General features: G+C 60.7%; 16 protein-coding genes and 2 pseudogenes. 10 read left to right on the top strand and 8 right to left on the bottom strand.

Annotation, left to right across the window (positions count from 1 at the left end):
* Positions 1 to 99 precede the first annotated feature (99 nt).
* On the top strand, positions 100 to 1,032 hold the full coding sequence (locus tag E0W60_RS30110) for a LysR family transcriptional regulator (protein ID WP_135707095.1): 933 nt from the start codon (positions 100 to 102) through the stop codon (positions 1,030 to 1,032).
* 70 nt (positions 1,033 to 1,102) lie between these two features.
* Here the strand turns inward: E0W60_RS30110 and E0W60_RS30105 are convergent.
* Positions 1,103 to 1,611: pseudogene (locus E0W60_RS30105) on the bottom strand (phosphate-starvation-inducible PsiE family protein).
* Between the two features lie 225 nt (positions 1,612 to 1,836).
* On the opposite strand from E0W60_RS30105, the pseudogene E0W60_RS30100 reads away from it, so the two are divergent.
* Positions 1,837 to 2,163, top strand: a pseudogene (locus E0W60_RS30100) (IS110 family transposase); the annotation flags it as partial.
* A gap of 357 nt (positions 2,164 to 2,520) precedes the next feature.
* Here the strand turns inward: E0W60_RS30100 and E0W60_RS30095 are convergent.
* On the bottom strand, positions 2,521 to 3,360 hold the full coding sequence (locus E0W60_RS30095; protein WP_346769569.1) for a FadR/GntR family transcriptional regulator: 840 nt from the start codon (positions 3,358 to 3,360) through the stop codon (positions 2,521 to 2,523).
* A gap of 178 nt (positions 3,361 to 3,538) precedes the next feature.
* On the opposite strand from E0W60_RS30095, the gene E0W60_RS30090 reads away from it, so the two are divergent.
* The 7 genes from E0W60_RS30090 to E0W60_RS30060 are packed head-to-tail and all read left to right on the top strand — an operon-like array spanning position 3,539 to position 11,245.
* On the top strand, positions 3,539 to 4,522 hold the full coding sequence (locus E0W60_RS30090) for a 2-hydroxyacid dehydrogenase (protein ID WP_135706592.1): 984 nt from the start codon (positions 3,539 to 3,541) through the stop codon (positions 4,520 to 4,522).
* 38 nt (positions 4,523 to 4,560) lie between these two features.
* Positions 4,561 to 6,021 carry an NAD-dependent succinate-semialdehyde dehydrogenase gene (locus E0W60_RS30085; protein ID WP_135706591.1) on the top strand — a complete coding sequence of 487 codons (1,461 nt, stop codon included), beginning with the start codon at positions 4,561 to 4,563 and terminating at the stop codon, positions 6,019 to 6,021.
* Between the two features lie 29 nt (positions 6,022 to 6,050).
* Positions 6,051 to 6,935 (top strand): NAD(P)-dependent oxidoreductase, encoded by an 885-nt coding sequence (locus E0W60_RS30080; RefSeq protein WP_205751687.1) that lies wholly within the window; start codon positions 6,051 to 6,053, stop codon positions 6,933 to 6,935.
* A gap of 21 nt (positions 6,936 to 6,956) precedes the next feature.
* Complete coding sequence (locus E0W60_RS30075) at positions 6,957 to 8,033, top strand: tartrate dehydrogenase (RefSeq protein WP_133093133.1); 1,077 nt, start codon at positions 6,957 to 6,959, stop codon at positions 8,031 to 8,033.
* A complete protein-coding gene (locus E0W60_RS30070) occupies positions 8,030 to 9,043 on the top strand; it encodes a hydroxyacid dehydrogenase (RefSeq protein ID WP_135706590.1) in 1,014 nt (337 codons plus the stop codon). Before E0W60_RS30075 ends, E0W60_RS30070 begins: the two co-directional genes overlap by 4 nt.
* Entirely contained in the window at positions 9,040 to 10,188 is a 1,149-nt protein-coding gene (locus E0W60_RS30065; RefSeq protein ID WP_135706589.1) for a mandelate racemase/muconate lactonizing enzyme family protein, read from the top strand. Before E0W60_RS30070 ends, E0W60_RS30065 begins: the two co-directional genes overlap by 4 nt.
* A 58-nt stretch (positions 10,189 to 10,246) precedes the next feature.
* Complete coding sequence (locus tag E0W60_RS30060; RefSeq protein WP_240746088.1) at positions 10,247 to 11,245, top strand: tripartite tricarboxylate transporter substrate binding protein; 999 nt, start codon at positions 10,247 to 10,249, stop codon at positions 11,243 to 11,245.
* A 389-nt stretch (positions 11,246 to 11,634) separates the two neighbouring features.
* Here E0W60_RS30060 and E0W60_RS30055 read toward each other — a convergent pair whose 3' ends face one another.
* From E0W60_RS30055 to E0W60_RS37175, 6 genes are all read right to left on the bottom strand, one after another.
* On the bottom strand, positions 11,635 to 12,609 hold the full coding sequence (locus E0W60_RS30055) for a Bug family tripartite tricarboxylate transporter substrate binding protein (protein ID WP_135706587.1): 975 nt from the start codon (positions 12,607 to 12,609) through the stop codon (positions 11,635 to 11,637).
* 23 nt (positions 12,610 to 12,632) lie between these two features.
* Positions 12,633 to 14,318, bottom strand: coding sequence for a dihydroxy-acid dehydratase (locus E0W60_RS30050; protein WP_133093138.1), 1,686 nt, complete (start codon positions 14,316 to 14,318; stop codon positions 12,633 to 12,635).
* On the bottom strand, positions 14,315 to 15,649 hold the full coding sequence (locus E0W60_RS30045) for an FAD-dependent oxidoreductase (RefSeq protein WP_133093139.1): 1,335 nt from the start codon (positions 15,647 to 15,649) through the stop codon (positions 14,315 to 14,317). Before E0W60_RS30045 ends, E0W60_RS30050 begins: the two co-directional genes overlap by 4 nt.
* A gap of 104 nt (positions 15,650 to 15,753) precedes the next feature.
* Entirely contained in the window at positions 15,754 to 16,761 is a 1,008-nt protein-coding gene (locus tag E0W60_RS30040; protein ID WP_133093140.1) for a LacI family DNA-binding transcriptional regulator, read from the bottom strand.
* 301 nt (positions 16,762 to 17,062) lie between these two features.
* A complete protein-coding gene (locus E0W60_RS30035) occupies positions 17,063 to 18,202 on the bottom strand; it encodes a hypothetical protein (protein ID WP_240746086.1) in 1,140 nt (379 codons plus the stop codon).
* A gap of 353 nt (positions 18,203 to 18,555) precedes the next feature.
* Positions 18,556 to 18,720 (bottom strand): hypothetical protein, encoded by a 165-nt coding sequence (locus E0W60_RS37175; protein WP_165971431.1) that lies wholly within the window; start codon positions 18,718 to 18,720, stop codon positions 18,556 to 18,558.
* Between the two features lie 399 nt (positions 18,721 to 19,119).
* Here E0W60_RS37175 and E0W60_RS30030 point away from each other — a divergent pair, with 399 nt between their 5' ends.
* Positions 19,120 to 20,721 (top strand): FAD-binding oxidoreductase, encoded by a 1,602-nt coding sequence (locus E0W60_RS30030; protein ID WP_135706585.1) that lies wholly within the window; start codon positions 19,120 to 19,122, stop codon positions 20,719 to 20,721.
* Positions 20,722 to 20,749: the final 28 nt, after the last annotated feature.

Here is a 20,749-nt window from a genome sequence, read left to right as displayed (position 1 = left end):
TGAATCACGAGGTGTGAACGAAGTATGGGCGCGCGATTCCCCGGTGATTAGTCGAAAATGCCTGAAATCATCTTCAAGCAATCGTGTAAGCTGAGTCGGATGGAAACCCTCGCCAACCTCGAATCCTTTGTGCGCAGCGCCGAAACCGGTAGCTTTTCGGCGGCGGGTCGCCGACTGGCCCTGACGCCCGCGGCCGTCAGCCGCAACGTGGCCATGCTCGAGCGCAATCTGGGCGTGCGACTGTTTCAGCGCTCGACACGCAAGCTGACGCTTACCGAGGCTGGCGAACGCTTCCTTGCATCCATCGGCGGCAACCTGGACGCTCTCCAAGCCGCCATCGCCGCCATGTCGAACCAACACGGCGAACCGGCTGGCGTGCTGAAAGTCAGCCTGGCCCCATCGTTCGGCATGGCTTACGTGCTGCCATTGCTTCCCGATTTCCTGAAGCGTTATCCGGCGATCCGCCCGGAATGGCATTTCGAGAATCGCGCGATCGATTTGATTGCCGAAGGGTTCGACGCGGCTATAGGCGGGGGCTTCGAGCTGACGCCGGGTCTCGTGTCGCGCGCACTGGCACCGGCGCATGTCGTCGCGGTGGCGTCGCCTGCGTATCTGCGGGAACGCACGCTGCCTGCCGATCCATCCATGCTGAACGTCATGGATGGCATCGTCATGCGCTCCGGACGCACAGGACGCACGCGCCAATGGACCATGCGCGATGCCGCCGGCAACGAGGTTGCCGCGACCATGCCCGAACGCATTGTGGTGAGCGACCCGGCCGCCATGCGTGAAGCCGCGCTACTGGGGCTCGGTGTGACACTGCTGGCTGTACCGGATGTGTTGCCATGGATTGAACGTGGCGAACTGGTGCGCTTACTGCCACGCTGGTATGCCGATGCAGGCGCCATTTCGTTGTACTACCCTACGCGCACACTGATACCAACCAAGACGCGCGTATTCATCGAATACGTTGTGGAAGCATTTCGCCAAATGCAGATGGCCGAACGCCTGGCAGGCAGCCTCGGCATTTAGCGTTGCCTGCCGAGATATGCCGCTTCGGCGTCCGGTCTGGCCCGAATTTGAGTCATTCGCCTACGCCCGCTCATTCGCTGCCAAGCTCTCCTCGATCGAGGCCGGCGACTCGATCATCGCGCTCGCGTAGTAGCCAATACACCACTCCGAGAACGAGTGTCGCCCCTGAAAGCGCAGCGATTGTGGCAGCGTCGGTTGCCTTCGTATCTAGAATGACGAACTTTCGACTCAGTGCAATCAGCGAAATGAGAATGACTGTCTTGACCTGAACGATGCTCTCCCGGCGCAGCGCAACCCGAATGATGGAGTGCTTGAACTCCAGTGCGATGAGCAGCGTCGTCACCATGCCCCGAAGAGATTTTGGAACACTTCATGATCGAGCGGGCTCACCGTGCCGCTGAGCACATGTGGCAGCACACCAAGGGTCAATTGGACGAGAGCTATCGCGATCACTACGGCGATGATCAGGCTCAGCGCTACGACGACGACTTGTTCGAAGCGTTCGTACAGGGACAAGAGGCGCCATTGCTCGCGCATCTCTGCCAGGAGCTTCTGCGAGGTGCGAGGCTTTGCTGCCATTTGTTCCTCCAATTTGGCTTCGTGCTTGCCGTCCGAGCGTAGGAGACCGACTATTAATTCGTGATGCTGGGCAGAGATTCGAACCACCGCGAAGCGGTTTAGGCAGTATGCCTCCAAGTCGGTGGCTGGCCCGCCGTGGGGAATCAAACGCGGGTTAGCCTGGCTGCCAGAGCCGCATGGTGTGGCCTTAGTCCACACCCGGCGATTTCCAGCACGGAGGCCAGCATGGGAAACGATAGCACGGCGTACGTCGGTCTCGACGTACACAAGGGATCGATCACTGCAGCTTATGCCATCGGCATGGGAGAGGTGGAATTGCTCGGCAAGATCGGTACCTGGAAGACGGACGTCGATCGCCTATGCCAGCGCAGGCAGTCCAAGGCGCAGCACGTACGCATCGTCTATGAAGCAGGCCCTTGCGGCTATGGCCTCTACCGCTAACTGGTCCAGAGGGGATTCGACTGCATGGTGTGCGCGCCATCACTGATTCCACGAAAGCCTGGCGAGCGGGTCAAGGCCGACCGGCGCGACGCGCTCAAATTGGCGCGCTCGGGCTGCGACCAGGAGGCGCACTGGACCGTGCAGGTTCACAGAAACACCATCTCTCACGAGCGTGCCTCGGGTCATCCCGCGGACCTTCTCGCATAAGCAGCACAACATGACTTATTGATTAAATATATTGCCATACCTACATCAATGCAGTACATAAATGGCTACGTAATCATTTTTATGGTCAGCGAAGATGGAAGGAAAACAGTCAGTTGTTGTGCGAGGCACCAGCCAGCGAGAGTCGGGTGCTGGTTAGCGGGGGGAAAATTATAGGCAATCAGCCGAAAAGTTCTGCCCGAGGCCTTTCGGCTCTCCCCAAGTGGAATCGGTTCGTGAAGCGAAAGCCGCTTCTATTCGGCTTCACCTATTCCCTTCCGCAGCACGCCGTATCACTGTCGAAAGGTTGGCTCCGGCCAGTCTCTGCGCGGCAGTCCGGCTATCACCAGTCCAGAAGTCCCGTTCGGCAGCGAGAATCCGCTCCTCCGTATTGCGCATGTGCAGGAAGGCCGCCTGGCGGGCGCGTTGCGGATCCTGGGTTTCGATCGCAGCGCAGATCTCCGCATGCTCGGTGCGGACATGCGCAGCCAGATCACTTCGTCTGGCTTCATTGCCGCGCGTGAGACGAATGGCGTCTCTCAATGCCCGCGTCAACATGCCGAGTAGCTCGGTGTAGTGAGGATTGCCAGTGGCACGGGACACCGCAAGATGGAATGCCAGGTCTTCTTCAACGCCGTCGCCGCCCGCCCGCACTGCAGAGTCGATCTCGCGCAATGCGTTCCGGATGTCGTCCATTTGCCTTTCGCTACGGCGCTCCGCAGCCAATGCGGCCATTTCCGCCTCAATCCCACGACGCAGTTCCAGGATTCGCACGACCCCCAAGGCCGGGTCGGAACCGCCACGCCCAAGGCGGAATACCTCTGCGGTCGCCGGATTGAGCACAACCGTACCGCTCCCCTGCCGGCTTTCCACGAGGCCCTCGGACTTAAGGCGGGAAATGGCTTCACGAATCACGGTGCGGCTCACGCCGTACTGCTCGGTCATGAACTTTTCCGTCGGCAGACGAGCATTGACGGGGTACAGACCGCGTCGGATCTGCCCAGCGAGATGTTCGGTGACGCGGTCGGCCAATGTGGGCTCAAAACCGCCTTTCCCCGCTGGCTGCTGGTCTGCTTCCGTCAGATTTTCTGTTGTGCTCTGCAAGGTAATGCTCCACTTGTCGTTGCTTCGCCGCGCCTCAGCGCTGTGGCAGCCCTAGTTCACATCATAGCATCCCGAACAAATTTGCTTGACATCTTCATCATATGAATTTGTAATACAAATCACAAGAACACAACGACTTCGTGCGACGCTGTCGCGAACCAACGAGGAGACTGCATCAATGCCGGCCCAGGATCACAATCAGTCGCTTGAAAATGCTTACGTATGCAGGCGCATGCCTGCGGAGATCGAAGCCGCGCTGAAAGAGCGCTTCGTCGTAAAGCTGAATGAAAGCGACGAACTGACGGATTCCGCCACAATCATCGAGCGCGCCAAGGGCGTGAGCGTTCTGCTGGTGACCGCGACAGAGCGCATTGACGGCAATGTGTTGCGCGCACTGTCGCCCACCCTCAAGACGGTGGCCACTCTCTCGGTAGGCTACGACCACATCGACTTGGCCACGGCTCGCGAGCTCGGCATCGAGGTTCTGCATACGCCTGACGTCCTGAGCGATGCTTGTGCCGAAGTCGCGCTAATGCTCCTGCTCAATGCCGCACGGCGCGGTTATGAAGCAGATCGCATGGTCCGCAGCGGCCAATGGCCAGGTTGGGCGCCCACTCAACTGCTGGGCAAAGGCCTGGTCGGCAAGCGGCTCGGCATATTCGGCATGGGGCGCATCGGCCGAGCCATCGCGACGCGTGCCCGCGCATTCGGCATGCAAATCCACTACCACAACCGCTCCCGACTCGGGCCAGAGGTCGCCGAGGGCGCCATCTACCACACGACCCTCGAAAGCCTCTGCCGACACAGCGAGATGCTGCTGGTCGCGGCACCGGGTTCACCACAGCTCAAAGGAACGCTCGATCAAGCGCACATCCGAGCACTGCCCCCTGGCGCTGTCGTCGTCAACATTTCCCGCGGCGACATCGTGGATGACGATGCGCTGATCGAAGCGCTGAACGACGGCCACGTCTTTTCAGCTGGTCTTGATGTTTTCGCCAACGAGCCGAACGTCGATCCGCGCTATCGCGCTCTCGACAACGTCTTTCTCAGTCCGCATATCGGCAGCGCGACAGAGGAAACGCGCAACGCCATGGGATGGCTTCTGATCGACGGGATCGCGGCACTGCGCCGCGGCGAACGACCCGCCAACCTGCTTTCCTGATTCCCCCCTTCAAGTCAAAGCGACCGGAGTCCCTTTTCATGCAGATCCAGAATCCTTCTCTCTTCCGCCAGCAGTGCCACGTGAATGGCCAATGGGTAGACGCTGCTGACGGCGAAGTGGTGCCCGTCACAAATCCTGCAACAGGGCAACAGCTCGGTACTGTGCCCCGCATGACGGCCGCCGACGTCCAGGCAGCCATCGCGGCCGCGGACCGAGCCCTTCCAGCATGGCGCGCAACCAGCTCGCGCGAACGCAGCCGCCTGCTGCGTCGATGGTTCGATCTCTGCATGGCCAACCAGGAGGACCTGGCAACGATCCTCACGCTTGAGCAAGGCAAACCGCTGAAAGAGTCCCGGGGTGAAATTGCCTACGGGTCTGGCTTTATTGAATGGTTCTCGGAAGAAGCACGTCGAATCTATGGCGATGTGATTCCTGCGCCGTCATCGGACCGCCGCATCATCGTCATCAAGCAGCCCATCGGCGTCGTCGCCGCCATCACCCCGTGGAATTTCCCGAATGCGATGATCACGCGCAAGGCTGGCGCCGCCTTGGCTGCAGGCTGCACGATCGTGATCAAGCCTGCCTCTGCCACGCCCTTCTCTGCGCTGGCGCTCGCCGCTCTGGCCAAGGAAGCAGGAATCCCTGATGGGGTACTGAATGTGGTCACCGGTTCCGCCTCCGTTGTGGGGGGTGAGCTCACATCGAGCCCCGTCGTGCGCAAGCTGTCATTCACGGGCTCCACCGATGTCGGCAAGACTCTCCTCGAGCAATGCGCCGGTACGGTGAAGAAGGTTTCTATGGAACTGGGCGGCAACGCGCCATTCCTCATCTTCGACGACGCCGACCTCGACGCTGCCGTCGCCGGCGTCATGGCCTCGAAGTTTCGCAATGCCGGTCAGACCTGCGTCTGCGCGAACCGCATCTTCGTCCAGGACGGCGTCTACGACGCGTTCGCAGAGAAGCTCAGGATTGCAGTGGAAGCTCAAGTCGTCGGCGATGGCATGGCACCGGGCGTGGATCTCGGACCGCTGATTGACGACGCGGCGATCGAGAAGGTTCGCGAACACATCGACGACGCCGTCTCTCTGGGTGCTCAGGTATTCACCGGCGGCAAGGCCCACGCCCTCGGCGGCCGCTTCTTCAAGCCGACGATCCTCACGGACGTGTCGCCGAAGGCGAAGCTCATGAATGAGGAGACTTTCGGCCCGGTGGCCCCCCTCATCCGCTTCAAGACCGAGGAAGAAGCCGTCGCAATGGCAAATGACACGCCCTTCGGATTGGCTGCCTATTTCTATACAACTAACTACGCCCGCTCCTGGCGCGTGGCAGAAGCGCTCGAATGCGGCATCGTGGGCCTGAACGAGGGCCTGATCTCCACCGAGGTCGCACCGTTCGGCGGTGTGAAGGAGTCGGGTGTCGGCCGGGAGGGATCCAAATACGGCATCGAGGACTACATCGAGGTCAAGTACATCTGCGCTGGCGGCCTGGCATTGCGCTGAGCCGCGAGACAACAACAGGAGACAGAATCATGAAGAAAACAGTGGGCATGATTGGCATTGGCATGATGGGCCATGGCATCGCGACGAATGTGGCAAAGCATGGTTATCCCTTGGTGGTCCTCGAACATCCAGGTAATCAGCCACTCGACGCACTGCTGAAGGCGGGGGCGAAAACCGTACCGGCTATCTCGGAGCTCGCCGGCCAGGTCGACATCGTCATTCTCTGCGTTACCGGATCCCCCGAGGTCGAGGATGTGCTTTTCAGCGCCCAAGGCCTCCTCAGCGCCCTGCGGCCCGGTACCGTGGTCATCGATTGCTCGACGGCGATCCCCTCTTCGACCGAGCGCATCGCCGCCGCCGTGCAAAAGGCCGGTGGCAGGTTCATGGACGCGCCAATGACGCGTACGCCCAAAGAAGCGGCCGAGGGACGCCTGAACCTGATCGTCGGCGGCGACGAGTCGCTCTACCAAGAATGCCTGCCACTGCTGCAGAGCTTCGCCGAAAACATCACCTTCGCCGGGCCTGTCGGTTCCGGACACCGGCTCAAGCTGTTGCACAACTTCGTGTCTCTGGGTTTCTCCGCAGTCCTGGCGGAGGCTGCCGCCTGTGCAGCACGCGCTGATGTCAGTCCCGAGGTCCTTGTGGATGTGCTGGCCAAGGGCGGCGGTGCCGGTGTCATCCTGGAACGCCTGCGTCCCTTCATTGAGCGGGGCGACAGCTCCGGGTTCCGCTTCACCATCTCCAACGCGCTGAAGGACATGACCTACTACGACACCATGGCGAGCGAAGTGGGCGCCAGTCACGCGACTGCCTCAGCGATCCGCGAAACCTATGCCGGCGCCTATGACCAACGGTCCCATGGCACCGTGCCGGAGCTTGTCGCACTGCTGGCCGAGCCGGCATCCGTTCGCTGATCGTCCCCGGAAACCGACACCATGATTACAAACCAGCAATACAAGATTGCCGTCATTCCAGGCGATGGCATTGGCAACGAAGTGGTCCCCGAAGGCATCCGGGTCCTGGAAGCCGCCAGCGCTAAGTTCGGCTTCAAGCTCGCCTTCACGACCTATGACTGGAGCTGCGCCCGCTACCACGCCCAAGGAAGCATGATGCCGTCCGATGGAATCGAGCGGCTACGCGACTCTGACGCCATCTTTCTCGGCGCAGTCGGCTTCCCCGGCGTGCCGGACCACGTATCACTGTGGAACCTCCTCATCCCGATCCGCCGCGAATTCGACCAGTACGTGAACCTGCGACCGGTCAGGCTTCTGCCCGGTGTTCCCTGCCCGCTCGCCAACAAGGAGCCCGGCGACATCGACTTCTGGATCGTGCGCGAGAACACCGAAGGCGAATACTCGCAAGTTGGCGGACGCATGTTCGCCGGCACGGAACATGAGTTTGTCACGCAGGAGGCCATCTTCACTCGTCGCGGAACCGATCGAATCATGCGCTATGCGTTTGATCTCGCTAAGAAGCTAGGACGGAATCACGTGACATCGGCAACCAAGTCCAATGGCATCTTCCATTCCATGCCATTCTGGGACGAGCGGTTTGCCGCAGTGGGTGCCGACTATCCCGACATCCGCACCGACCAGTACCACATCGATATCCTGGCAGCGCGGTTTGCGATGTCCCCGGAGCGCTTCGACGTCGTGGTTGGATCGAACCTGTTCGGCGACATCCTCTCCGATCTCGGCCCCGGTATCACGGGAACGATTGCAGTGGCGCCGAGCGCAAACATCAACCCGGAGCGGAAGTACCCGTCGATGTTTGAACCGGTGCATGGCTCAGCCCCGGACATCGCCGGACAAGGCATTGCGAATCCCATCGGTCAGATCTGGTCTGGGGCCATGATGCTGGAACACCTCGGACAGCCTGAGGCAGCGGCCGCGATCATGAAGGCCATCGAAGCTGTCCTTACGCATCCCGATCGCGTACTAACGCCTGACCTGGGTGGAAGGGCCAGTACACAGGAAATGGGCGCCGAAATCGCCAGGGCGGTTCTCGCATGACACAAGCCTCCGGGGTAGCGAGTCGCCCGCTTGTGCTGCTGACTGATGCCATCGTCCCGGAGGCGCATGCTCGACTGGCGGCTAACGCCGACGTCGAGTTACTGCCTCCAGGACTGATCGGCGCGGCTAGTGATAAAGCCCTTCGAGATCGCATTGCGCAGGTTGACGGTCTGATCGTACGGCGACAACTCCCTGGCGATCTGTTCGAGCGCGAGCATCGTCTTCGCGCCGTCGTTCGTCATGGTGTTGGTGTGGACTTCATTCCAGTAGACCGCGCAACGGCTCACGGCATCCCAGTGGCCAATACGCCGGACACGAACTCGAACGCCGTTGCCGAATTTGTGGTATCTGCCATGCTCGCAATGACCAGACGGCTGGCAACCTTCGACAATGCCGTGCGTGACGGCGACTGGAACCGCCGCATGCTCGCGGCAGAGCAATCCAGGGAACTTCGCGGCTCCACACTGGGAATCATTGGCTTCGGTGCCATCGGGCGCCGGGTCGCGGAGATCGCAGGCGCGGGCTTCGGCATGAAGCTGCTTGCGCATACGTCGACACCATCCAGGCTCCCGCCGCACGTCGCCCCGGCGGAACTCTCCGCTTTATTCGCCCACAGCGATTACATCGTACTTGCGTGCCCTCTTACCGCAGCAACAAGAGGCATGGTGAACAAGACGCTTTTGGCGCATGCGCGTCCGACTACCGTGCTCGTCAATGTGGCACGGGGGCCAATCATCCAGCAGGCGGATCTGATCGACGCTTTGCGCAGCGGCACCATAGGCGGGGCCGTACTCGATGTATATGAACAACATCCGCTCCCGGACGACAGCCCGCTTCGAGATCTGCAGAACGTCCTTTTGACACCGCATATCGCTGGCCTCACCCAAGACGCCTCGATGGCCATGGGGCTGGCCGCCGCCGACACGATGCTCGCCCTGCTGCGAGGCGAACGACCACGCAACATCGTCAACCCCGAATTCAACGCCGTCAATCAGGAGACAATCCAATGAAGATCACCCGCATTACCGCAATTCCCCTGTCCTATTGTCTGCCCGAAGGCAAAACGGTCACCATGGGCGTGGGTAGTACGCTCAAGCGTGACGCGATCATCATCCGCGTTGAAACGTCCGAAGGCATCGTGGGCTATGGCGAGTCGCATCCCGGGCGCAGTCCTGGCGCCATCACCAGCCTTATTCACAACACGCTGTCGCCGCTGCTGGTTGGCATGGACGCCACGGACGTGGTCGGCACCTGGCAGCGCGTGCATCGCATGCAGTTTTCCAGCCACGGTCTTGGCGCCGGCGCCGCGCTGGCGCATTCTGGCATCGACATGGCACTCTGGGATATCCGCGGCAAGGCGGCGAACATGCCGCTCTACAAGCTGCTGGGCGGCTCGCGTCGACGCATTCCGGCCTATGCCGGCGGCATCGCGCTCGGATACCAGCCTGCGGCGTCGCTGGCCGAAGAGGCCCAGTCCTATATCGAACAGGGCTACAAGGCCGTCAAACTGCGAATCGGCGACTCGGTCAAGGCGGATATCGAGCGGGTACGCCATGTGCGCCGCGTGCTCGGCGATGACATCGACATCCTGACCGATGCGAATACGGCCTACACGATCGCCGACGTGCGCCGTGTTATGCCTGTGCTGGCGGAAATTCAAGCGGGCTGGCTCGAAGAGCCATTCGCCTGCAATGATTTCGCTTCGTATCGCGAGGCTGCCCTGATTTCCCCTGTCGTCCCGATCGCGGCTGGCGAGAATCACTTCATGCGATTCGAGTTTGCGCAACTGCTGGAAGCCGGGGCAGTCCAGGTCTGGCAGCCCGACCTGTCCAAGACGGGCGGCATTACGGAAGGCATGCGCATCGCCGCCATGGCCTCGGCCTTCCGCATCCCCATCCACGCCCACAGCTCCGCTACGGGCCTCAATCATGCCGCGACGCTGCATTTCCTCGCTGCAACCGAGAACGCCGGCTACTTCGAAGCCTGCGTTTCGCATTTCAATCCCTTCCGGGACATGTTCGGCAAGACCTTCGAAATCGGCAGTGATGGTTGCGTGGTCCCGCCGGAAGCACCGGGCCTGGGCGTCGAAGTCGACGAGGAAATCTTCAAGCAGTACCCGTTGATCGACGGCCCCGGTTACGTCGTCAAGTTCTGAGCAAATACGCTCAGCAGACACCGATCCACCACATACAAAGATGGTGAAGGAGACAAAGATGCCTAGCAGAAGAACCGCGTGCAAATGGATTCTGTCATCTCTGGCGGGCGCCGCCGGCGCGACCGCCTTCGGTGGCGCCATGGGCGCTGCAAGCGATGCGTACCCGGACAAGCCCATTCGCATCGTCGTGCCATATACCCCCGGCGGCTTCAACGACACGCTCGCGCGCACCGTGGGCGAGAAGCTGACCAAGCTCTGGAAGCAGCCGGTGGTCGTTGACAATCGGCCAGGTGGCAACACATTGATCGGCAATTCGATGGTTGCGAAAGCCGCTCCCGATGGCTACACGTTGCTGATTACGCCCCTGCCGTTCGCCGCACTTCCCGCGTTGTACGGCACGAAGCTTCCCTACAACGCGACCAAGGATTTTTCTCCGGTCATCTGGGCTGCCAGCACCCAGAACGTGCTGGTGGCGCGAAACGACCTTGGACTTGCGACCGTCAAGGACATCGTCGATTTTGCCAAGAAGAATCCCGGCAAGCTGAACTACGGCTCCACTGGATCCGGCTCCTCCAATCATCTGTCGATGGAGCTCTTCGAGAAGATGACCGGTACCAAGCTGACGCACGTCCCGTATAAGGGCAGTGGCCCGGCTGTTCTCGCCCTGCTCGGCGGTGAAATCGATGTGTTGTTCGACAACTTGCCCAATGTGATGAACCAGATCCGAGCCGGCAAGTTCAAGCCTGTGGCCGTCACCGGTCTGCAGCAATCCACGCTGCTGCCAGACGTGCCGACCGTCGCTGAATCGGGGGTGCCGGGCTACGAGGTAAACGTCTGGTTCGGCATTCAGGCACCCGCTGGCACGCCAAAGGAGGTCGTCCAGAAACTCAACCAGGAAATCGCGAAGGCATTGGCCGATCCGGAAATCATGAAGCGATTCCGCGAACAGGGTGTGGAGGTTGTGGGTAGCTCCCCGACCAAATTCGCCACACTCGTGGAAGCCGAGATCCAGAAATGGGGAAGCGTGGTCCGCGATGCGAACGTCCGATTGGAGTAACTGCTGCGTCGAGAAAGTGTCCGCACGGTAGCGGACACGCTCTGATCCGCGAGCATTCTTCAATATCCCGCCGTACGTCCGGCGGGCTTTTTGTTTATCCCCGATCTGTCGGCGGACGTTGGCAGCGAACCGTTGCAGTGCCGTGCAAGCTGTCGGACCAGATCACTTTCTGCGCAAGCCTGCCCGAAGCGGCGTCAGAGATCCCTTGACCGGCCAGGAATCAGTCGTGAACCAGAAAAAGGCCCTGCAGGTTATGTTTGCAGGGCCTTTTGCTTGCCGTTTCCTCTTTCCGCTCTGCTTGCCGAATTCCCGTACAGTGCGACCGGACAAACGCGATCGGCCCTTGAGACCAGACGAGGTCTCAAGGGCCGATCACAATCCGGGCTGGCTTATTCAGCGACCACGTTTGCCGACTTCGCGACAGCGCCCCACTTGTCGGCTTCGCTCTTGATATAGCGTGCAAACTCATCAGGCTTAGTTGCCACCACTTCGGCGCCAAGCGTCGCCAACTGGCTCTTCACTTCCGGCATGGCAAGCACCTTCATCAGTGCAGCACTCAGTTGCTTGATGATTTCTGGCGAAGTTCCGGCGGGTGCAACAAGACCGCCCCAGGAAGAGGCGTCGAATCCCTTAAGCACGGATTCATCGATTGTTGGTGCATTGGGGAACGCCGGCACTTGCTTCTTACTTGCCACTGCGATGAGCTTGAGCTTGCCTCCGGTCACGAACGGACGCGCAGCGACGGCCGTAGTGAACATCATGGAGACCTGCCCGGCCATCACATCGGTCATGGCTGGGCCATCGCCCTTATAGGGCACGTGCATCATGTCCAGCTTCAGCCCAGAGTTGAACATCTCGCCAACCAGGTGATTGGAGGAGCCATTGCCGGCCGAGGCAAATGTGTACTTCCCCGGATTGGCCTTGACTTCTGCCACCAGCCCCTTGATATTCGCCGCTTTGACCTTCGGTCCGGCCACCAGGACGATCGGCACCGTGGTGGTTTGCCCGATTGGGGCGAAGCTCTTGTTGACGTCGTAGCCGAGGTGCGGGTAGATCGACTGGCTGATGGCATTCGGGCCGACGTTCGCCATCAGAAGCGTATAGCCATCTGCCGGCGACTTGGCCACCATCTCAGCCGCGATGTTTCCGTTTGCGCCGGGCCGGTTCTCGACCACAAACGTGCCACCGGTGACTTCCTTCAGCTTTTCGCTCAGCACACGCGCGGTCGTATCGGATGCGCCACCCGGCGGGTATGGCACAACAATGCGCACAGGCTTATCCGGGTAGGCTGCCATGGCGATGCCTGACGCCAAGGCCGAAGCAGCGATGGCCGCACGCCACGCAGTTTTGATGAGTGCATTCATGATATGTCTCCTTCAATTCTAGTTTATCGAGGATGGATGGGAATCAGTACCGCGCCCCTGGCGAGCGGCTTCACCGTCTTGCTGTAGATGTTCAGCCAGCCTTGCTCCGTAGCACCCTGGATTGGTGCTGCGTCGACCCGACGCGAAGCCATCTCCTTCTCGTCAACAAGCAAGTTGATCTGCCGTCCGGGGATGTCGATCTCGATTTCGTCGCCATCCTTGACAAGAGCCAAGGGGCCACCGGCTGCGGCTTCAGGGCACACCTGACCGACCGCGACACCGCGGTTCAAGCCAGATAGCTGGCCATCCGTCACGACGGCGACCTTGCCGTTGAAGCCCGCGCCTTCGACGGCAGCAACGAATGACGACGCCAAGGCCACGCCTGGACCGCCAATCGGCCCCATACCACGCAGGCACGCTACGGTCCCCTCCGTGATACGTCCATCCGCCAACGCCGCGATAGCTTCCTCCTGAGAGTGAAACACCATCGCTTTGCCACGGAAGCTTTCCGCCTTCTCGCCGGCATTGCCGAGCTTGAGAATGCTACCCTCCGGTGCAAGCGATCCTTTCAGGATGACCAGCGACGGCTTCGTAGAGATGGGGTTGTCCAACGTGCGCAGGATCGACGGCGATGGCGCCTCGTATTCGTCGAGAATTGCCTTCCACGTCTTGCCGGAGACCGTCAAGCACTCCTGCTCGATCATGGACGCCAGATGTTTGATCGTCGCAAGGGTGCCACCCGCCGCTTCAAGCTCCTCCGTACGGTGCGGACCGTTGGGCTTGACGGTCGCAAGCAACGGCACCTCGCGGCCAAGCCGGTCAAAGAGATCGTAGAGATCCACATCCGTTCCGGCTTCCTCCGCAACACCTTGCAGGTGACGAAGCACGTTGATCGACGTCGACAGTGCCAATGCGACGCGCACGGCGTTTCGGAAGGCCGCCGGCGTCAGAATGCTGCGGGGCGTCAGACCTTCATTGACCATCTCGACAATGCGTGCGCCGGCTGCCCGGGCCTGGTCGACCATCGCAGGAGAGTTGGCCAGGACCGGACTGGCGCCCGGCAGCGTCAGACCCAATGCCTCGCAGACGATGTGCATGGAGTTCGCAGTCCCAAGACCAGCGCACACACCGGGGCTGCGCACGGCGCGCTTGCACATGCCGTCCAGGTCTTCGAAGGAGAGTTGACCAGTCACGTGCATGCCGACCTTCTCGAAGACATCTTCGATGTCCACATGCTCGCCCTTGTACTGACCACTGGCCTGATAGCCGCAAATCACCACCAGTGTCGGAATGTTTAGCCGCGCAGCGGCCATCATTTGTCCGGGCGTCGTCTTGTCGCAGGAAGCCAGGCAGACCATGCCATCGAGTTGTGCGCCCTCGACTTGCACCTCGATGTCGTTCACGATGAGGTCGCGGGACGGGAGGATGTAGCGGCCCTGCTTGCCTGCGCTGGTAATGAAGTCGCTCGGGGCGGCGGTGCGGACCTCGAAGGGTACGCCCCCCGCTGCGCGGATCGCCGCCTTCACGTGGGCGGATACGCCATCGAGGTGACTGAAGCAGCTCGACAGCTCCGACGAGGTGTTGACCACGGCAATCTTCGGCTTGTCCAGGTCGGCATCGCTCAGTCCCAGGGCTTGCCATTGGGCCTTGCGCAGAGCCCAACGGGTCGTACCCGGGGCGAAATTGCTACGGTATTTCGGGGAATTCATTGCAAGGCTCCAAGGAAGGCACCATTGTTTTCCAGTACCTGCTGGATATCGGACGCCGGAACATGGTGAACGCTAATGCCGCGTGCCGCTGCCGTTGCAGCGGTAAGCCCGGCCGCTTCGCCCATAGCGAAGCATTGCGCGGTTACTCTGATCGAGGCCTGCGCGCCATGAGTGGCCGATGCACAACGGCCAGCCACCATCAGGTTGTCGAAGCCTTCCAGCAGAAGCGAACGCAGGGGAATCTGGAAGTACGTGCCAGGCGGCAACCAAATCCATTTGGTCGCCCTACCCGCAGCGTGGTCCTCCATTGGCCATGCACAGCACCCGATGGCATCGTCGAAGCGCGCTCCTTCGAGAACATCCTTGTCAGTAAGGACGTAGCTTCCGACGGTACGCCGACTTTCACGGATGCCGATCACCGCGCCCGTATCCATGACGAAGGCCGACTCGAATCCCGGCACGTACTTTCGGAATGCCTTCAGGTATGTGCAGACTTGTTCCCGCCCCGCAATCTCTGCCCGTGACATGACACTGAGGTCGAACGGGTTGGGCGATTTACCGTCAACCGCCACTTTCGTGATGTTCAGATGCGCAAGCCCTGGCCGTTCGGCAAATACGCCGCCGGCGGTGCGAGGAAGGTCGTAGCCGTCGGCGACAGCCCGCTCAAGCCTTTCGCGAAGAGCCGGACGGCTCAAGCGGGCCAGCGAGTCGGTGTCTACGCCGCCGAACCGCACCATGGTGGTAGGAAACTGAAGATCGCCTTCCGAAATTTCGCAAGGCGCGCCAGCGAAGTTCACCAGGTCGGCATCGCCAGAGCAGTCCACGAACGACTTTGCCCGGATGGCGAGTCGCCCTTCCTTGGTCTCGATCAGCACGGCGTCCAGTTCGCGCTCTTTCATGGCGACACCAACCACCATTGCATGAAACAAGACCTCGACCTTTGCTTCCTGGACGAGCTGATCGAGAGCGACCTTCATGGCGAACAGATCGTAAGGCAACGAAGCCGTCTCGAGCCATCGAGTCGTTTCACCGAGGCCGTCAAGTGACCGCAGTCGCTCGATGACTTCGTTGCAGAACCCGCCCACAATCTGCTGTACCTCTGTATCGGTGACCGCGTAGAGGCCGCAGATGCTGCCCAAGCTCACCGACGTCAGGGTGCCACCTAAAAAGCCTTCGCGCTCCAGAAGCAGTACCTTGGCACCCGTCCGCGACGCGGCAATGGCGGCGGCCACCCCAGCAGCGCCACCTCCAACGACGCAGACGTCTGCAGTGCGAAACACGGATGTAGACCGAGCTGGCTCGGACACCGCCCCCAATGAATACGTAGTCATTTTGTCCCCGAAAAAATGCGTGATGCCGGGTCGCCGACCCGAATCACGCTTTCCACCGTTTTGGTTACGTAGTCATTATAAACAGAATCGCAAAACTGCCAAGCTCAAGATGTTGTGCGTCGCAATACGAGGTCATTAGGAAGCACAAACGTGTGCGGGGCCAATTCCGGCGAAGTCATACGACGCTGGAGCCGGTCTACTACCTGCTCAACCATGGCTGGCAAGGGCTGCTGGACAGTGCTCAAGCTGATGCACTCCCACCGCGCCATGGGAATATCGTCATAGCCGACGATCCAAATGTCGTTCGGGACTTGCTTGCCACTGCGCCGGGCGGCATCCAGGACACCGATCGCAACAATGTCATTTGTGCAAAACACTGCATCGACATCAGGGCGTTCTGCGAGCAGTGTCTGCATCGCTCGAAAGCCATTGTCGTAGCTAAAGTCGGCGGCATCAGCCCGCACAAATGCGTTCCCCTGGCTCAATTCGCCAAGGCCTTCCATAAAGCCTCGCTCGCGTTCGCGAATCGTGCTTGCCTTGGAACTCTTGCTGGACGCGGCTGAGATCAATCCAATGCACTTTCTGCCCGCGGACACGAAATAGTTTGCAACCCGCCGGCCGCCGGCATAGTTGTCGCTCACGATCGTGTCGAACAAGTCTGTTTCGACAGAGCGATTGATCAGGATGATCGGCTTCTCGGCCGCGACTCGGGTCAGCATCTCCCTGGATTCATCCAGCGCGGCGGCAAAGATGACGCCATCGGTTGCGCTTTCGGCAAGCGCACGTACCGTTGCCTCGTCCATCTTTCCTTCAAGCTCCCAGACCGTTGTGCGGAAGCCCCGACTAGCGAGCCGCTCAACTAACAGTTGGAGCAGCATCGGGTACAACGGGTTAGACAGGCTCGCGATGACGACCGCAACCGTCCCGCTGCGACGCGTCTTCATCTGTCGAGCTGCCGCACTGGGCGAATACTCGTGGTCTTGTATGACCTTCAAGACCCGCGCCTTGGTCTCCGGCTTCACCGATGGCAAATCCTGAAGCACACGGGAGACGGTCGTTTGCGAAACCCCTGCCAAGTTGGCAATGTCGATGCTGGTAAGCCTCTTGCTCATGGTGAGGTAGGAACTGCACACATTTCTGTAAATGCCCCGGATTCTAAACGAACCCTTCGAGGCCGCCACGATATCGACAGTGCCGGTGGCCCACAGGCTACTTTGATAAACCGATCAGAATGGTCCTGCGCGGCGCGGCAAAGTGTATTGCGAGAGACGACCGTCGACTGTCCGCGGGGTCCCTCGTCACAATCCAATACTTTCGTGATTGAAATTATTCATTGGGCATCTGGAACGGAGCGCTTGCGCGTCGAGGAACTCCTTTACAAGATGGGCATTTACCGGAACTGGCCAGCCCCAGCTAGCGCCCCGTCCGTCCAGCCGCATCATCGGTGAAGTGGTAGAGGTGCGTGTTGTCCGGCGCCTCGCCGATCCTCTCGCCGCTCGGGCGGAACTCGACCTGGCGCCGGTAGTTTTCGCTGTCGGCCCTGGCGTCGCGGGTCGCGAGCTTCAGCGCCTCGGGATAGGGCATGGGGTCCTTCGATTTCTCGATTTCGAGTAGCATCGTCTGTTCGTTGACACGAACGCTGTACCTGCCGAGGTTGAAAAGGAGGTACATCGCCAGAAGGTTGTCATAGTCTTGGTAAGCCCCGGCGTCGCGGCGGAAGTCTAGCGACAGGACCGAGGGAAAGCGGTCGGGCAAGTCCTTGAAGGCCACTTTCTCTTCCTCTTGTGGGTCGACATAGGCCGAACCCCGGTACTTTTTATACAGCACCACGTCCATGCTGTACTTGCGCCGGCCCCACTCCTTGATGAGCTTCATCGCCATATCGGTAGGGACGTTGGCGGTGGCTGCCGCCACCACGCGCCGTCCTGAAAGAACTCTCGCGCTGGTCACCTCCAGGTCGCGGTAGCCAGCCCCAAACCTGAAGGCGGCGCCGATGGTCTTGGCGCAGTTTAGGCGCAGGTAGTCGTACTTTACTTGGCCTCGGTGATACTCGGTGTTACTACGCTGCTGGTGATAGTCTTCGTTGATGCGCCGGAAAAAAGCTGCCAGTGCCGCCCTTTCCGCCGCTGGCACGCCGTAGACACGCACACCGATGACTGAGCGCTTGTAGATTTCGCCGAAGTCCAGCCCAAACGATGCTGTCTCGGCGACCATGGAGATTGTCTTGAACAGATATTCCTGCTTGGGTATGGCGATCATCAGATCGGCGTTGTAGTAGCCGCTCGCGTGCTTGATGTCTCGGTCCGCATAAAAGTTGGCCGAATACACCACCTCGTCGCCAGCCAGATCGTCACGGAGCGCCAGTGCGATATGGCCGGCCGATCCGCGTTTGGACGTGCCAAAGCTGATCAGCAACTCCAGATCATAGGGATCCTCGCGAAGCCTTGCTGCGATCTGCTCAATGTTGGCGGGCTCCGGCCCGCCCTTACTGCCGAATTCGGTGGCAAGGGCCAACCGTGGCGATAGAATCGCTACAGCGACGAACCAGAGCACCAGCCTCGTTCTCATTATTCCCCCAGCCCTCGGCCAGTGCGTGCCTTACGCAACCTGAACGTCGCGTGACGATTCATGGACGCCCAATGGCTAACCAATGCGAACACTCGAGTGCGCCCGCACCACGCCCCGCCGAGCCACGAGTGATTCGCGGCACGCGGGGCGCACGCACCCACATGCTGCCGTTGGGCTTTGAGTCGATATGGCGCAGTAACCCCGCTCGCGTCCAGCGCTAAGGTTAGCATCGCCTCGTTGCCGGCATGCAGGGTAAACGAGGGTGGATACTCAGTGAGGTGGGTCAGTGCATGTGCTCGGGGATCGATTTCCAATGCTGCCTCCCTTCCCGCCAACGCTCACAGCATATGCGCCTTCAGAACCATTTGGAACGCCTTTTCCGGAGACATCCCCTCCATCACCAGCATTACAAGCTCATCCCGGTAGTTGACGTGTTCCGTGTATGGTGTGGGCAAGGTGTTCAGTACTTCTCGCACCAGAAATTTGACGTCGGCAGTTTTCATTCGCTCCTCGCGTGAGGCCTATCGATCCGGCATTCATCAACTCGGCCAGCGCGCGGTGTCGCCTGGCGTCGGCCGGCACTCATTGTTGGAAATCCATGGGGCGCGCTAGCGTGCGGGGCCGATTCCGACGCCACAGTTTGTGGCACACAGTACTAAGAGGGACGCCCTGGATTCGCAAATATGTGACGCCTCACATATTTTCGAATCCCGGCCACCCCTCATCGTCGTCCCGCCTCTGCTGAAAATCCCCCTTTCGTCCTTGACATTGTTCTCCCTTCACCTAGGATGATGTAATCGATTGCATTGCCAGTTTTGCCATCCACTCTGCGGCCTGGCAATATTTTTCTCACTGAAATGTAATCGATTACATTTAACGGAAACCACGAAGGAGACATCGACATGCAGGAACGCCGTCGGAAGTTTTATGGCTGGGGCTACGAAGGGGACACCGTTACGCCGGAGGAAATCTCGGAGTTCGAGGCCGCGTGGAGCCGCCTGCTAGGTGTCGAGCATTTCGAGGCCATGCCCTTTCCCACTGCGGACGAAATCGAGCTTCGCGCGCCGCGCGTTCAGCCGCCGGCAACGCTGCGCGAGATCTGCACGACCGACCACTACGACCGCCTTTATCACACCTATGGCGCCGGTACGGTGGACGTGGCGCGGGCCATTCGGAAGGAGTTCCCGAATCCGCCAGACGTCGTCGCGTATCCCAAGACCGAACAGGAGATCGTCGATCTCTTCGACTGGTGCGGCCGCCAACAGCTCGCCGTTGTTCCCTACGGCGGCGGCTCCAGCGTGGTCGGCGGGGTGAACCCCCCGGAGCACGACCGGTACCGTGGCGTCCTCACGCTCGACCTCAAACACTTCGACAAGGTGCTGGAAGTCGACCAGACCTCGCAAGCCGCGCGCATCCAGGCCGGGGTGCTCGGGCCGAGCCTGGAACGCCAACTCAAGCCGACCGGGCTGACCATGCGCTTTTTCCTGCAGGCATGGGAGTTCTCGTCGCTGGGGGGCTGGATCGCGACCCGCGCTGCCGGGCATTTCGCCACTGCATACACGCAGATCGACGACCACATCGAAAGCCTAAAGGTCGTGACCCCCGCGGGCAATATCGAGTCGCGCCGCTTTCCAGTATCGGGCTCGGGCCCCAATCCCGACCGGCTGTTTCTGGGCTCGGAGGGCGCGCTTGGCATCATTACCGAGGCCTGGGTCAAGCTGCACCGCCGCCCAATCTTCCGCAAGCAGACCACGGTGCGCTTCCGCGATTATGCGAAGGCCGTGGAGGCGACGCGGCTGCTGTCCCAGTCGGGCCTGAACCCCGCGAACGCGCGGTTGGTCGAGCGGGAGGAGGCAGCCTACACCGGCTCAAGCGACGGCACCTATGACATCCTCGTGCTGGGCTTCGAGTCGGCGGATCACCCGGTCGATGCGTGGATGGCGCGCGCGCTGGAGATCTGCGCAGCATGCGCCGGCGAGTGGGATACCGCTGCGGCAACCAAGGAGGAAGGTGCCGATTCGGCCACGGCAAGCTGGCGCAACAAGTTCCTGCGCGGACCCTATCTGCGCGAGTACGCCATTGCACGCGGCGTCATGCGCGAGACCATGGAAACAGCCGTCACGTGGGACCGCTTCGCCGCACTTCACCAGCACGTCAAGGCCGAGACTCATCGCATCATCCACGAAGTGACGGGCCGCCCGGGCTCCGTGACCTGCCGCTTCACCCACCTGTATCCGGACGGCCCTGCGCCTTACTTCACCTGGTTTGCCTATGGGGACAAGGCCCGCATTCCCGAGCAGTACATGGCAATCAAGCGGGTGGCGGAACAGGCCATGGTGGACGCCGGCGGCACCGTCACCCACCACCACGCGCTCGGACGGGACCATCGTCCCTGGTATGACAAGGAGCGGCCCGAGCTGTTCTGCACCGCACTGAAGGCGGCAAAGCAAGCGTTCGACCCGAAGCAGATCCTGAATCCCGGCGTGCTGTTCGACCCGAGCTGAAGCTCGGGCATTCACAGGAGGCAAAACC

This window comes from Cupriavidus oxalaticus (assembly GCF_004768545.1).
GTDB lineage: Bacteria > Pseudomonadota > Gammaproteobacteria > Burkholderiales > Burkholderiaceae > Cupriavidus > Cupriavidus oxalaticus_A.
This window is presented reverse-complemented; position numbering and strand designations above follow the sequence as displayed.

Bases quoted from the DNA above. Each gene is read 5' to 3' on its own strand.
- E0W60_RS30110 (WP_135707095.1), top strand. From the start codon at position 100: ATGGAAACCCTCGCCAACCTCGAATCCTTTGTGCGCAGCGCCGAAACC.
- E0W60_RS30090 (WP_135706592.1), top strand. From the start codon at position 3,539: ATGCCGGCCCAGGATCACAATCAGTCGCTTGAAAATGCTTACGTATGC.
- E0W60_RS30085 (WP_135706591.1), top strand. From the start codon at position 4,561: ATGCAGATCCAGAATCCTTCTCTCTTCCGCCAGCAGTGCCACGTGAAT.
- E0W60_RS30080 (WP_205751687.1), top strand. From the start codon at position 6,051: ATGAAGAAAACAGTGGGCATGATTGGCATTGGCATGATGGGCCATGGC.
- E0W60_RS30075 (WP_133093133.1), top strand. From the start codon at position 6,957: ATGATTACAAACCAGCAATACAAGATTGCCGTCATTCCAGGCGATGGC.
- E0W60_RS30070 (WP_135706590.1), top strand. From the start codon at position 8,030: ATGACACAAGCCTCCGGGGTAGCGAGTCGCCCGCTTGTGCTGCTGACT.
- E0W60_RS30065 (WP_135706589.1), top strand. From the start codon at position 9,040: ATGAAGATCACCCGCATTACCGCAATTCCCCTGTCCTATTGTCTGCCC.
- E0W60_RS30060 (WP_240746088.1), top strand. From the start codon at position 10,247: ATGCCTAGCAGAAGAACCGCGTGCAAATGGATTCTGTCATCTCTGGCG.
- E0W60_RS30055 (WP_135706587.1), bottom strand. From the start codon at position 12,609: ATGAATGCACTCATCAAAACTGCGTGGCGTGCGGCCATCGCTGCTTCG.
- E0W60_RS30050 (WP_133093138.1), bottom strand. From the start codon at position 14,318: ATGAATTCCCCGAAATACCGTAGCAATTTCGCCCCGGGTACGACCCGT.
- E0W60_RS30045 (WP_133093139.1), bottom strand. From the start codon at position 15,649: ATGACTACGTATTCATTGGGGGCGGTGTCCGAGCCAGCTCGGTCTACA.
- E0W60_RS30040 (WP_133093140.1), bottom strand. From the start codon at position 16,761: ATGAGCAAGAGGCTTACCAGCATCGACATTGCCAACTTGGCAGGGGTT.
- E0W60_RS37175 (WP_165971431.1), bottom strand. From the start codon at position 18,720: ATGAAAACTGCCGACGTCAAATTTCTGGTGCGAGAAGTACTGAACACC.
- E0W60_RS30030 (WP_135706585.1), top strand. From the start codon at position 19,120: ATGCAGGAACGCCGTCGGAAGTTTTATGGCTGGGGCTACGAAGGGGAC.